The following is a 14,937-nucleotide window of genomic DNA, read 5'->3' as shown; positions in this document are numbered from 1 at the left end:
GTAATAAACTGCTTCTTACATCATAAATAGAAAGTATCTCGGCAACAAATTTTGCAGGAGAGCTATGGTCACCTGTCAGCATGATAGTCTTGATGCTTAATTCTTTTATCTCTTCAATTACCTTTTTACTTTCAGGTTTAATTTTATCACTCAGAGCAATAATACCTTCAACATCTTTATTCCCACTTATTACAATTGTAGTCTTTCCTTGCTTTTGAAACGCCTCTACCTCTCTCACAATTTCTTCTTTTACTTCGTGTTCTTCTGTAACAAACTGAAGACTCCCTATACAATGGTGCGAATCATAGCATACAGTGCAGTTGCCTTTAACACCTTTACCCGGCACAGAAATAAAATTATCTACTTTATGAATTGAAACATTTTCTTCGCGAGCTTCTGCAACAATGCTTTGAGCTATCGGATGTTCTGAAAATTTTTCAAAGCCTGAAGCACAAGCCAAAACATCTTCACGGGAATTTTTCCCATATGGGATAATATCGCTTATTTCAGGTCTGCCATAAGTAAGCGTTCTTGTTTTATCGAAAGCAATTGCCTTAATTTCTCCTATGGCTTCCAAATATTTTCCGCCTTTTATTAAGATGCCCTTCTTAGAGGCATTCCCTACGGCAGAATAAATTGAAACAGGAGTAGAGATTACGAGTGCACAAGGACATGAAATAACTAACAGTGTTAATCCTTTCAGTAACCATTCATCGAATAGTCCATTAAAAAATAAAACAGGGACAGTGATAATTAACAGAGTAGAAAATATTATGAACGGAACATAGTATCGTGAAAATTTTTCAATAAATTTTTGTGTCTGGGCTTTTGTCTTTGTAGCGTTAAATGTCAGTTCAACAATTTTAGCCAATGTAGAATCTTTTGCTTCCTTTAAAACTTTTATTTCTAAGTAGCCCTGCTTATTTAAAGTTCCTGCAAAAACTTTGCTGTCCTTATGTTTATCTATTGGTATTGGCTCACCAGTGATAGTTGCTTCATCAACCGAAGAATTGCCCTCTGTTACTATTCCGTCTAAAGGAATTAAATCTCCGGGTTTGATTACTAAAATGTCGGTGATTTTAATTTCATCAATAGGAGTATTATCAATATTACCTTTTATCAACGCAGTCTTGGGTGAGTTATCAAGCAGAGACTGTATTGCAGATTTACTTTTAACAACTCCAATTCTTTCCAAATGCTCGCCCAAAGTAAAGAGAACAATAACTATTGCACCTTCAGGATATTCTCCCAAGTAAAATGCCCCGATGACAGCAATTGTCATCAGGGTATTTATACTTTTAAAGTTAAGTTTGAAAAGATTTACAATTCCTTTTTTCAAAGTTTCATGCCCGATTGCAATTGACACAATTGCAAAGAATGGAATTGCAATATATTTGTTGAGCGTGATGTTGGTTAACGACAACACTTCAAATGCTGAAACTAAAATTACAGAAAATATTAGGAATTTTAATTTATTGTCTTTCATTTCTTTAAAATTTATAATTAGTGGTCGTGTTCACCTAATTCATCTTTTTTCATTTCGGAGCGCAGATAAAATGCTCCCACTGTAACAACTTCGTTATCTTCATCGATATTATCAATGGGGAATATTNNCTTATCATCTTCCACACCGGTTCTTACATTTATTTTTTTGAAAACTATATTGTCCTCACTCTTATGCTCTTCTTCTTTGTTCTTGCCATCTTTATGCTCATCCTCTTTATGTTCATGCTCACTCTTTTCATTGGTTCTCACAAAAATATATTTCGACTCTCCTTCTTCTATTAAAGAAGATTTCGAAACTGCTTTTACATTATTTTCCTCAATTAATATTTTAGCTGTTACGAACATATTCGGGAGGAGCTTGTTATCCTTATTCTTAATTAATACTCTTACTTTCACTGTTCGGCTTGCATCATCAAATATTGAATTAATGTTTGCAATGTTGCCTTCAAATACCTCATCTCCATAGGTAGATGTTTCAATTTTTACTTTTTGACCTTTTGATATTCTTGATAAATCCTTTTCAAAAATATTTAAATCTACATACACAGTAGAAGTATTTACAACGTGAAACATTTCTGTAGATGGCTCAACAAACTGTCCTATGGTAATCATCTTCGACACAACATTCCCTGAGATTGGCGAAACAATAGAATAGAACCTTTGAACATTTACAGTTGTATCTTCAGCAAGATTATCAAAACGGTTTTTATTAATCTTATAACTTGATAATCTTTGTTCAAGCGACCTCATATTCGTTACTGCCCGTTTATAATTTGCTTCAAGCTCTGCAATCGTTTTTTTAGAGGTAATATCGCTTATTCTTTTTTGCCTGTCCAATTCCTGCTTAGTATACTCTACTTCATTTTTAGCCGATATGTAATCTGTCTGAATACTTACAAGGTCAATGTTTTCAATAGTGGCAAGAACCTGTCCTGCCCTAACATTTGAACCCTCTTTAACATTAACTGATTTTATTCGTCCGCTTATTATCCCGCCTACTTTAGATTCTTGTTCCTGATTTATCTTCACTTCACCAGTAACTTTTATATAACCCGAAATATTCATATCTGTTATAGTTGAAACTTCTATCCCCATTAATTTAATCTGTTCTTTTGAAAGTGATACCTCCGTTTTATTTTCTTCTTCGTGATGATGCTCTTCTTTCTTTTCTTCTGTTATTTCCTGTTTTTTCCCGCAGGATATAAATATGTTAAGTGATAAAATTAATATTACGATTTTTATATGTTTCATTTTAAAACTCTCCCTGTAAGCTTTTCTAAATTTATTATTGAAATTTTGAAGTTATACCAGTTATTGGTATATGTTGCCTGAACCTCCATAAAGGTTTTCAGGGCTTGTAGGAACTCTGAATAGTTTGCTGTGCCTTGTTCATAACTGCGTTTAGTTGCATCGACAATTAATCTGGCTTCATCGAGCACCTGTTTACTTACGAACTCTGATTGCCGTTTTGAATTAAGAAAATCTTCAAATGCAGTTTTGACATCTGCTTGAATTCGTCTAACAGTAAAATATTCTTCTGTCTGAGTAATTTTCTTTTCAATCTTTGCCTCGTTTATCTCTCCTGAATTCTCGAGAAAGAACCAAACAGGAATGCCTAATCCAACTTCAAAGCCATAGTAGCCGTTCTCTGTTCCTAATTTTTGGTTGTAATATTTCAGGGAAATATTCGGCAAGAGTAAAGACTTTGCTAAAGAAATTTTATTTTCAGATTTTTCTTGTTTTAATTTGCTTAAAAGGATTTCAGGATTGTTTTTCATAGCACTGTTTAACATTTCCTCAAGTTGAACGTTATAGAAATGTGTTGTTGTATCAACGGCAATTTTTAATTCGGATTCATCGGCATTTAATCGCAATCGAAATTCTATTAAAGATTTTTTTAAATCATTTTCAATATTTTTCAAATCATTTTCTGCTCTCGTCTTATTAACTTTTGCATTTAATACATCGAGAGAGGTAACAATACCAACTTCAAGTTTTCTCTCCGCTACTTTTAAAAAATCATCACTGATTTTTATATTATCTTTAGCAAGATCCCTCAACGCACTATTACGGATAACGGAATAATACAATTGTTTAATTTCTGCGCTAACTGTATTTATTTTATTTTGAAGTTCTGCTTTCGCAATTTCTATTTGGACTGATTGAACATCAGAACGCATAAAATAAACCGAAGGAAATTCCAGTTCCTGTGAAATGCCAATCTTTCTGCTTTCAAAATTTTCAAGACCACCTTTTACTCCTTCGTATTCTAAAAACAATTGAGGCTTAGGAATGTTCACAGATTTTTTTAAAGCTGCCTCTTCCCTTTCAACGTTCAAGCGAAATGCCTGTATTTCACTGTTACCTTTTATTCCTCTCTCAATATAACTATCAAGGTCATTACCATTTTGAGAAAACGCAACAGATGGAACTATCATAAAGAAAAGAAAAATAGTTGCCTTTATATGAGTGCTCATTTTAAAATTACTTTTCTTATTAAATATTGAATACAATAGTGGAAGAACTATCAGAGTTAAAAGAGTAGAAGAAATCAGTCCCCCTATTACAACTGTTGCGAGAGGTTTTTGAACTTCTGCTCCTGCTCCGGTAGAAATTGCCATAGGGATAAAACCAAGCGATGCCACAAGTGCAGTCATTAAAATTGGTCGTAGCCTTGCTGAAGTCCCCAAAATAATTCTCTCGTGAACATCTTTCACACCTTCTTTCTCAAGTTTATTAAAATGTGCTATCATTACTATTCCGTTTAACACTGCAACACCAAAGAGAGCTATGAAACCTACTCCTGCTGAAATGCTGAAGGGAATATCTCTTAGCACTAAGGCAAAAATACCTCCGACAATTGCAAACGGAATTCCGCTGAAGACAAGCAAGCCTTGTTTTACCGAATTAAAAGTTACAAACAACAAAGCGAAAATAAAAAATAGTGAAACAGGAACTGCAACATACAGTCTTTGCTTGGCACTTTCTAAATTTTTGAATTGTCCGCCATACTCCAGTGAATATCCGGGAGGCATTTTCAAGTTATCTTTTATCTTAACCTGAAGTTCATTTACAAAGCTTTCAATGTCTCTTCCTCTTACATTACACTGAGCTATAATTCTTCTTTTTCCGTTATCTCTTGTAATCTCTGCGGGTCCCTCGTCAATGCTAATATCGGCTAATTCATTCATAGGAATCTTCATTCCGTTCGATGAATTAACAAGAATATTTTTTATCTGCTCCATATCTTTTCTGTAACCTTGTTCATACTTTATTACTAAATCAAATTTCTTATCTCCTTCGAATACAACTCCTGCTGACTTTCCCGCTAAGCCTGTTTCTATTATTTCATTCACATCGCTTATATTAATTCCATATCTTGCGATCTTATCTCTTTTAATTTTTATTTGCAGTTGCGGTAATCCTTCCAGCTGCTGAACAGACACATCTTCAGCACCTTTAATACCCGAAATAATTTTTGCTGCATCACTTCCAACCTTTGATAGCTCCGATAAATCTTCACCGAATATTTTCACAGCAATATCTCCCTTTGCTCCTGAAATCAATTCATTAAACCTTAGCTCGATAGGTTGAGTGAACGACAGACCTATCCCTGGGACTACCGACAATTCTTTCTGCATCATTTCAACAAGCTCTTCTTTGTTTATATTTTTTCTCCATTCGCTTTTTGGTTTTAACATCACCAACACATCACTGAATTCTACACCCATAGGGTCAGTTGCAATTTCAGCGGCTCCTGTTTTAGTTACCACTGTTTTTACTTCAGGGAATTTTGAAACTAATATCTGCTCGCATATCGTGCCTATTCTTTTTGACTCTTTCAAAGATACTCCGGGAAGCCTTGCAATTTGATATGCTATATCTCCTTCATCAAGTTTTGGAATGAACTCTCCTCCTAATCTTAAAAACAATATCACGCTGAACACTAAAGCAATCACAGCAGATATTATAATTAATGTTTTTCTTTTAAGAGCAAACTTTAAAGAAGGGAGATAGAAACTTTTGATAAAGTTAATTATTTTATCAGCAATCGTTTCTTTCTCTTTCATATTTCTTTTTAAAATCAAATCACTCATCATCGGGACGTAAGTAAGCGATAATAGCAGAGCACCGATTAAGGCAAACCCAACCGTAAACGCCATTGGCTTAAACATTTTTCCTTCAATGCCCCCTAAAGCAAATATCGGCAGGTAAACAACTATAATAATTAATATCCCGAATATTGCAGATTTTATTATACCTGTAGTGGACTTGAAAATTGTATCCTGCATTTCATCTTTATGCAGAGGTCTTTTATGTTTATGAATTGAATGTGATATTGCCACGATAATACTCTCTACAATGATAACAGCTCCATCAACGATTAAACCGAAATCAATTGCTCCTAACGACATTAAATTTCCTGAAACACCGAAGAGGTTCATCATTATAAGTGAAAAGAGCATCGATAACGGAATTACAGAAGCGACAATAAATCCTGCCCGTAAATTTCCAAGCAATAACACCAATACAAATATTACTATGATTGCACCTTCAACTAAATTTTTTTCTACAGTTGCAATCGCTCTATCAACTAAATCTTCTCTGTTATAGAATTCATCTACAGTAACACCTTTAGGTAATGTAGTTTTTATTTCTTCAATTTTTTTATGAACAGTATTTGCAACTTCCCGTGAGTTTGCACCCTTAAGCATCATAACAATTCCTGCGACAACTTCGCCTTTGCCGTCTTGTGTAACTGCTCCGTATCTTATTCCTCCTGCTTCTTCAACTTCGGCTATCTGATTTAAATACACAGGAATACCATGCTCACTTTTTATTACGATATTTTTTATATCATCTTTATTTTCTATGATTCCAATTCCTCTTATTGCATACTGTTCAGAGTTGTGTTCAATAAATGAGCCTCCTACATTGGAGTTATTTTTATTAACAGCTTCAAATACTTCTCTCATGGAAATATTATAAGAACGTAGAGCATCTGCATTCACCAATATCTGATATTGTTTTTCATATCCACCGAAGCTATTTACCTCTGCAACACCTTCTGTTCCGAGCAACTGCCTTTTAACTATCCAATCCTGAATAGTTCGTAGCTCCATATCGGAGAAAGTTGTATCACCTTTCTTTTCAGGTCTTACAACATACTGATATATCTCCCCAAGCCCTGTGCTTATTGGTGCCATCTCCGGTGCTCCGAGTCCCTGCGGAATATTCTCTTCGGCTTCTTTAAGCTTTTGAAAAATTAAATTTCTTGCAAAATATATATCAACGTTATCTTCAAAAACTGCTGTTACAACTGATACTCCTAATTTAGAAATTGAACGAAGCTCAACTAATTTGGGAGTATTCGACAATGATATTTCTATCGGGTAAGTGATGAAGCGTTCTATTTCAGTCGCAGAAAGAGTCGGGCTTGCAGTGATGATTTGAATTTGATTATTTGTAATATCGGGGACTGCATCAATTGGTAAATTAATTGCAGAACTTACTCCGAATATTATTAAGAGCAGAACTAAAAACCCTATAACTATTTTTTGCTTTATTGAGAAAGCGATTAGTTTGTCAATCATAATTTATTTTAAATAATAAAACAACGGGACTTTGAAACTCAAAATCCTGTCAGGTTAGATTTTTATTTATAAAATAAATTAAGCTTGTGGAGGGCGGAAAAGAGAATTAAAACTTTGGAAGCAGTAGTTATCTGAATTTGAAGAATAAAATATTACAGACTGGTTGTTGAAAATTATCGGTGTTGGAGTAATATGAATGGTATTATTAACAACTAAACAATGACTGCAATCTTCATTTGTGTCTTTAGATTTATTACAGTCATCTGAATTGCATTCAATATTTATAATACCCTTCCCATCGCATTTAACGACTAAGTTAAATGAAAATGCAAAAAGACTTATAAGGACTGCTATATGTAATAGTCTATATCTAATAATGTTTTTGGCGATTGTATAAATTAAACATATAAATTCCTATTTGGCAATTCAAGGGGAAATTTTTCTGCTGAAATCATTAGTTTCGGGAGATAATTTTGAAGGGGCATCTTTATCATGAAGGAATATCATGTTCTGTATATTTTTTAATTATATTATTTTAAATTGTAATATCGTCCCTGCACAAAAACATTCTTTCCTAAATTAAAACAATGTGTAATGAAGAAATCTTTTCTATTATTATTATTTATTTTATTTATGCCCGCAATTCTTTTTTCACAGAACACAAAGCGAGACAGCCTATGGATGCCTTTTAAATCGTTCATTGGAGAATGGGTTGGGGATGGTGAAGGTGAACCGGGTAAAGGAAAATACGAGAGAAATTATCAATTGATTTTTAACAAAAGGTTTATTGAAGTCCACAATAAATCGACGTACCCTCCTAAAAATGAAAATGCTCAGGGAGAAGTTCATGAAGATGTAGGATACTTTAGTTATGATAAACCCAGAAAAGCTTTTGTGCTTCGTCAGTTTCATACGGAGGGGTTTGTTAACGAGTATGTTCTTGAAAGTATATCGACGGATGGGAAAACAATTTCCTTTGTTACAGAGTCAATAGAAAATTTACCTGTGGGATTCAGAGCAAGAGAATCATATCAACTAATCAACGAGAATGAATTTGAAGAGACCTTTGAAATAGCAGAGCCCGGTAAGGATTTTGCCTTATATACAAAAGTAAAATTTGTTCGTCGAAAATAAAAGTAAATGCAGAAAGAGAAAAAATACTGGGATAGAATATATAAAACTAAAAATCCCAATGAAGTAAGCTGGACACAAGAAGTTCCAAAAACTTCTTTGGATTTTATGCATTCTTTCAGGTTAAAGAAAGATGCTAAAATAATAGACATCGGTGGAGGGAATAGTAAGTTTGTAGATTTTTTACTCGCTGAGGGATTTGAAAACATTACAGTTTTGGATATTTCGTCAGAAGCACTTGAAAAAGCAAAACAGAGATTAGGAGCGAATTCTAAAAAAGTAAACTGGATAGTCAGCGATATTACGGAGTTCAAACCTAACATGGTTTACGATGTATGGCACGACAGAGCAACATTTCATTTTTTAACAAAACAAAGTCAGGTTGTAAAATATTTAACAACACTGAGAAAAGCTGTATTGGGATATTTGATAGTAGGAACATTTTCAGAAGACGGCCCTGAAAAATGCAGCGGACTTAACATCAAGCAATACAGCGAAAATACTTTAACTCGGGAACTTAAAAATGGATTTAAAAAAATACGATGCTTAACAGAAGACCATATTACACCTTTTGGCTCAATGCAAAATTTTTTATTCTGTAGTTTTAAACGAAATTAAAGCATTCAATCTAAACACTTCGCGAATCCTGTATATTCAGCAAACGATTTATACAGATAATTGTCTTTTATATGGGCAAAAATACATATCAAAAAAATAATCAAATTTTGCTTGACTCTATAGTATACTTTAATGCTTATATTTGTATATGAAGATTGGTGAGCTTTCCAAGAAAACTGGAGTTTCAGTTGAAACGATAAGATATTATGAATCAATAAAACTGATAACCAAACCTAAAACTTCTGAATCAGGCTATCGTGAATTTAATGATGAATATGTGAGTACGTTAAAATTTATTGTTGAGGCAAAGAAGAATAGTTTTACTTTAAAAGAGATAAAATTTTTATTCAATCATCAGGATTGCAAGAACGTCAATAAAGCAATTAAAGAAAAGATAAAGTTTTTAGAGCGACAAATAAAAAGTGATACAAAAATTAAAAATAAACTTGAAACTTTATTAGTTATTTGTCCCAACAATGCAAATATTTCACGTTGTATTATTTTAAAAAATTTTAAAAAATAAAATAATTGCAAAAATGAAAACAATCATAATCTGTCTTTTATTAGTAGTATCTTCGGCGGGTGTATTTGTTTCTCTCAATTATGGGAAAGCTAAAGATTCTAAAAACAAAAATTCATATTCCTTTTATAAAGTACCCTTGGTATGCAGTGCAGCCCCGAGTATAGGGTGCGGTATTAAATCAAAACCAATACTGCAAGAATTTGAAAAAAATACAAGTGTAGCCGAAGCATGGCTCAACAATACGGGGACAATTATCGGAATAGTCTGGAAAGAAAACGTTACTCCCGAAGAGCGCAAAAAAATAATGCAGACTATTTTCAAAGACCAAAAGATTGAAGCCGAAGAAATCGCCGGGAAAGAATTTGATGAACTCACAAAAGATTTTGATATTAAAAAGAATTGGCTAAGGAAAAACGATGTTGACAAGTTAAGCGGAATAGAATCTAAAGAAATCGCGCAAAGACTCGTTGACAGAGTGAATGCTAAAACATCTTTAAGCAAAGAAGTGGGAGAAAAGCTTCATGACGACATTGCGGAAATTATTAATACAGCTTTTACTACAATGGATGTTTCAATGATTAATAAACAGTCTGAATCCATTACAAACGAATGTCAGCAAAAAATTGTTGACGACATAATGTCTAAAGCAAAATTAATATTGAACGATGCACAGTTAAGCTCATTGAAAAATGCAATTAATATGGGTGTCGCTCCTGTTGAAGGTGAAGCAGGATATTCAGCAGAAGGCTGTTGCGGAGATATGACCGGACCAAAAAAGTGCAATATTGAAAGCAACGAAGATTGTTCAAACGGTAAATAATTTAGAGAATGCAAAGCGATATCAATCTACAATCAATAATTACTTGTCCGCACTGCGGTAGTGAAAAAATTGAAACCATGCCAACGGATGCGTGCCAATATTTCTATGAATGCAAAAAATGTAAATCTTTATTAAAGCCCTTGCAAGGCGATTGCTGTGTGTTTTGTTCCTATGGTACGGAAAAATGCCCGCCTATTCAGAAAAACAATAATTGTTGTTAGCTCTTAAATTATTCTGGTGACGATTTATGGAAGTAATAGTTATTAATTGATTGGAATTTTTTATAGCCCTTGGTAGAAATGCCAAGGGCTTTTTTTATAAAAATTATTTTATCAAAACCATTTTTTTAGTTTCGCTATATTCATTCACAGTTAATCTGTAGTAATATACTCCGCTTGATAAACCTGAAGCATTAAAATTCATTGAATAACTTCCCGGAATTATTTTTTCATTTATAAGGTTAGATATTTCTTTTCCTTTTAAATCAAATATTTTTAACAAAACAAATCCGGCTTGAGATATATTAAATGTTATTTCTGTCGTAGGATTGAAAGGATTTGGATAGTTTTGATTTAATGAAAATGATTGAGGAACTTCACTTGATACTTTTCTTACTCCTACTCCCCCATTAACGGTTTTTAATATTACACCTTTATTACCGACAATGTACCCTGTTGAAGAGTTTTGAAAGTAAACACTTTGCAAATCCTGTGTTGCAGTTGTATTTTGCTGAATCCAGTTTACACCTGAATTAGTAGTTTTATAAATCTTTGCGAATCCTGCTGCAATGTATCCCGTCGCTGAATTTACAAAATAAATATCTCTTAAGAGTGAATTCGTTACCCCGCCGGCAAGTATTTGCCAGTTAGAACCGCCATTAGTAGTCTTAATAATATTTCCATTATCCCCTACTGCGTAACCTGTATTTACATCTTGAAAAAATACTCCTCTCAAAAGATTATTCAAACCGGCGCTTTGAGGAAGCCAGTTCGTTCCACCGTTAGTTGTCTTAATTATCGTATGCACGTTTGATTGAGTACCGCCCACGGCATAGGCAATATTTCCGTCAACATATTGGATTGAGTATAAAGTTTCTGTTGTCAGACCTGTGTTTAAAACTGTCCAGTTTGCTCCGGCATTTACTGTTTTCAATATTGTCCCGTTAAATCCTGATGCCATTCCCGTCGCACCTGTGCCGGAAGGATAAAAGGAAATACACCGCAAGTTTTGAGTTGTTCCACTAACCAATGCTGTCCAGTTAGCTCCCGCATTTGTAGTTTTAATTATAACTCCTCCATTGCCGACAGCATATCCAGTATTTGCATCTGTAAATTCTAAATCTCTAAACATATTGCCATTCGCCGGAACATCAATGGAATCCCAACTTACACCGGAATTTGTAGTGCGAAGGATTAACCCATAAGTAAGTGTTCCACCGGCCACAATACCCGTGGTTGAATTGACGAAGTAAATATCAAATAAATCTGCAGGGGAAGAATTTGTTAAACTAAACCAGCCCGATTGCGCCAATGTAAAATTTGTCAACAGAAAGAAAAAAATTACAATACTTTTTTTCATATTTTTATTTATAGAAAATACTTCTTTTTTAAAAAATCAGTAGTTATTATATTATAAAAAAGCCCGATAGATTGCTCCATCAGGCTTTATGTATTCATTATTAGAACTAACAAATCTTATTTTACTAACATCATTTTTTTACTTTCAACAAATCCATCACTTTGAAGTTTGTAATAATAAGCGCCGCTTGAAAGACCTGCAGCATTAAAATTAACCTTAAAGCTTCCAGCATTAATATTTTGATTTAACAATTGAGAAACTTCTCTTCCGGTCATATCAAATATTTTCAACGTAACAAAACCTGATTTTGGTAAATCAAATCTTATTTCAGTCGATGGATTAAAAGGATTAGGATAGTTTTGATATAATGAAAACTTATCTGCAATCACAGTACCTATCTGCTGAATTCCGGTAATCGCGACACTTCCGGTTAATACCTGACCTCTTATTTCTCCACCCGGATTTGCAACTGTATGTACGTTTGCATAAACATTGTTAGCAACTATCTCAGCTATAAGTGTATTTGTTAAGGCTGATGCATCTGTTCTTTTCCAGACGCCAGTCCCCGTATTATTTACAAAACTGCTTAAAATATCCCTTACAACAGGACCGCTGACACCTGTTGCAGCATTATGGAAGTGTGCTCCTGTAGCTGCGCCTGATAATCCGTTTAATGTCATTGTATATATAAGTCCACCGTCATTTAAAGTATAAGAACCGGTTCCTTTAGCAGTTGTTGAAACAGGTGGAACTTCCTGAGTACCATTTATATTGGAATTAAAACCTATCCCTTCTCTTACTAGAACTTGTCCTCTTATTTCACCGCCAGGATTTGCAGAAGTATGAACATTAACATAGATTTTTCCATTAAGTAAAGCTGATATCAGCGTATCATTCAATGGTGAAGGATCATTTGATGTTCTCCAATAGCCGACTATAGTATTTCCATTAATACTTGTACCAATATCCCGTACAACAGGACCTGCAACACCTTGGTCTCCGTAATGAAAATGTGCAGATGTAATTGCTCCGCTTAATCCGTTAACCGTAATATTAAAGCCGAGTCCTGCTCTTGTTAAAGTATATGCACCTGTGCCTTTTGCAGTTGTAGTAATAACGGGAACTTCCTGTGTTCCTTCAAGTGAGCAAAAAAGTCCTGCGCCAGAAGATAAAAGTACTTGACCCCTTATTTCACCACCCGGATTTGCAGAGGTGTGAACATTTAAATATATCTTTCCCGCAACCAAGGCTGCTCTTAATGAATCATTAAAAGGTGTACCTTCAGAAGTAGTCCAGATACCTGTAGCAGTTCCGTTCGTAAATGTTGCAGTAATGTCTTTTACTACAGGACCGCTTTCTTTAACATTACCATAATGAAAATGTGCTCCTGTAATTGCACCACTTAAACCTGCAACTGATATATTATATTCTAATCCTGTTGCAACTGTCTGTAATGTAGCAGTTCCTCTTGCATTAGTTGTTACTGAAGGGACTTCCTGCAAACCATTTAAATTAGCTGTGATACCTGTGCCTGTTTTTAGAGTTACCTGACCTCTTATTTCTCCGCCAGGATTTAATGCTGTATGTAGATTTATATAAATATTTCCTAAAATTAATTCTTTTAATAAAGCTGCTGATAATGGCTGCGAATCATTGCTTTTCCAAACACCAACTATAGTATTACCATTTACAATATTTGCCGTTAAATCTCTCACAACCGGACCAGCCACTCCGGTAGCCGCATTATGAAAATGAGCGCCTGTAATTGCTCCACTTAAACCTTCAGCAGTGAAATTAAAAATAAGTCCGTAATCTGATAAAGTAAATGAACCCGTTCCTTTTGCATTAGTAACTACAGACGGAACTTCCTGAGTACCGTTTGCATTAGCTGTAAGTCCAAAACCTGAAGCAGGCATAATCTGTCCTCTTATTTCACCTCCTGGATTTGCAGCCGTATGAACATTCACATAAAGTCCACCATTAAGTAAAGCAATAATTAATGAATCAACTAAAGCGCCTGTGCCGGTTGTTCTCCATGTTCCTGTAATATTGTTTCCCACTATATCAGCTGTCAAATCTTTTATTACCGGTCCCGCTACTCCAATACCACCATAGTGAAAATGCGCGCCAGTAATTGCTCCGCTTAAACCATTAAGCGAAATATTGTAAACTAAACCAGCGCCGCCAACACTAATAAGTGTAACTGCGCAGTAACCTTTTGCATTTGTTGTAACTGATGGAACTTCCTGCAATCCATCTAAACGAGCCATTAAGTGAGTTCCGGCAGAGAGCCTGACTGCTCCTCTTATTTCACCGCCCGGATTTGCAGTAGTATGAACATTAACATAAATTTTTCCCGTAAGAAGAGCATTGACCAAACTATCGTTCAATGGCTGAGAGTCGGTAGACTTCCATGAACCCTGAATATTATTTCCATTAACTAAAGATGTTAAATCTTTTACTACCGGTCCGGCTACACCGACGCTTCCATAATGAAAATGCGCGCCTGTAATTGTGCCGCTTAATCCGTTAACCGATATTAAAAAATTCAATCCATTAGCGTTTGTGTAGGTAAGAATTGCTGTTCCGGATGCGCCATTTACGAGCGCAGGAACTTCCTGGCTTCCGTTAAGTGAAGCGGTAAAATTTGCATGCGCGCCAAAACTGATATTGGCTATAAAAAGCATAAGCAAGGAAAATGAAACAATAAAATTTTTCTTCATATTTCTGCCCTTTTCGGGTTTTTAAATTAATTAATTAGATTAAAAGTAAACTACGTTGAAAATTGTGAATTGGATTTTAGGATTTTATAACATATTTGTTTGGATATAACGTCCGAAAATGGCTAAATTTGAGTTTTTCCTGGTATAATATTCATAGAAAGAAAACCAAACTCACTATGAATAAATACCTCGTAACAGTCCCCTACGACTGTATCCAATACGGAAAAATGTCATGTTATATATACGCTGAAAATGAAGCTGATGCGCTTGACTTAGCATATGAAAGTGAAAATCGCTTATCAGAAGAATACGAAGACGGCGGCCAGGACGGAACCAACTTCGATTTCGATAGCGCTGGAATAGAATTAAACGAAGAAGATGTGACTCCACCTATCGTTCATCCGGTATTCAACACTCCAAAGTATACTCCCTATGAAAAACTTC

10 protein-coding genes are annotated in these 14,937 nt (G+C 34.6%); 5 read left to right on the top strand and 5 right to left on the bottom strand.

Going from position 1 to position 14,937, the window contains the following annotated elements; genetic code table 11:
* From cadA to JST55_17230, 3 genes are all read right to left on the bottom strand, one after another.
* Positions 1-1,486 (bottom strand): cadmium-translocating P-type ATPase (cadA, locus tag JST55_17240; protein MBS1495252.1); only part of this gene is annotated, 1,486 nt, incomplete at its 3' end.
* 17 nt (positions 1,487-1,503) lie between these two features.
* Positions 1,504-2,757, bottom strand: a complete 1,254-nt coding sequence (locus JST55_17235) for an efflux RND transporter periplasmic adaptor subunit (GenBank protein ID MBS1495251.1) — start codon at positions 2,755-2,757, stop codon at positions 1,504-1,506.
* Positions 2,754-7,100 carry a CusA/CzcA family heavy metal efflux RND transporter gene (locus tag JST55_17230; GenBank protein MBS1495250.1) on the bottom strand — a complete coding sequence of 1,449 codons (4,347 nt, stop codon included), beginning with the start codon at positions 7,098-7,100 and terminating at the stop codon, positions 2,754-2,756. Before JST55_17230 ends, JST55_17235 begins: the two co-directional genes overlap by 4 nt.
* A gap of 594 nt (positions 7,101-7,694) precedes the next feature.
* Here JST55_17230 and JST55_17225 point away from each other — a divergent pair.
* From JST55_17225 to JST55_17210, 4 genes are all read left to right on the top strand, one after another.
* Entirely contained in the window at positions 7,695-8,234 is a 540-nt protein-coding gene (locus JST55_17225) for a hypothetical protein (GenBank protein ID MBS1495249.1), read from the top strand.
* A gap of 6 nt (positions 8,235-8,240) precedes the next feature.
* Positions 8,241-8,849: a class I SAM-dependent methyltransferase gene (locus JST55_17220; protein ID MBS1495248.1), complete on the top strand. Its 609-nt coding sequence runs from the start codon at positions 8,241-8,243 to the stop codon at positions 8,847-8,849.
* A gap of 148 nt (positions 8,850-8,997) precedes the next feature.
* A complete protein-coding gene (locus tag JST55_17215; GenBank protein ID MBS1495247.1) occupies positions 8,998-9,372 on the top strand; it encodes a MerR family transcriptional regulator in 375 nt (124 codons plus the stop codon).
* A gap of 13 nt (positions 9,373-9,385) precedes the next feature.
* Positions 9,386-10,192: a hypothetical protein gene (locus JST55_17210; protein MBS1495246.1), complete on the top strand. Its 807-nt coding sequence runs from the start codon at positions 9,386-9,388 to the stop codon at positions 10,190-10,192.
* A gap of 324 nt (positions 10,193-10,516) precedes the next feature.
* Here JST55_17210 and JST55_17205 read toward each other — a convergent pair whose 3' ends face one another.
* On the bottom strand, positions 10,517-11,770 hold the full coding sequence (locus JST55_17205; GenBank protein ID MBS1495245.1) for a T9SS type A sorting domain-containing protein: 1,254 nt from the start codon (positions 11,768-11,770) through the stop codon (positions 10,517-10,519).
* Between the two features lie 116 nt (positions 11,771-11,886).
* A complete protein-coding gene (locus JST55_17200) occupies positions 11,887-14,493 on the bottom strand; it encodes a CHRD domain-containing protein (GenBank protein MBS1495244.1) in 2,607 nt (868 codons plus the stop codon).
* 176 nt (positions 14,494-14,669) lie between these two features.
* On the opposite strand from JST55_17200, the gene JST55_17195 reads away from it, so the two are divergent.
* Positions 14,670-14,937: hypothetical protein (locus tag JST55_17195; protein MBS1495243.1), on the top strand; the 268-nt coding region annotated here is incomplete at its 3' end.

The sequence above is a fragment of the Bacteroidota bacterium genome (genome assembly GCA_018266835.1).
In the GTDB taxonomy this organism is placed as follows: domain Bacteria; phylum Bacteroidota; class Ignavibacteria; order Tepidaquicellales; family Tepidaquicellaceae; genus JAFDZO01.
The sequence above is the reverse complement of the archived record's forward strand: the minus strand, read 5'-3'. Positions and strand labels throughout refer to the sequence as shown.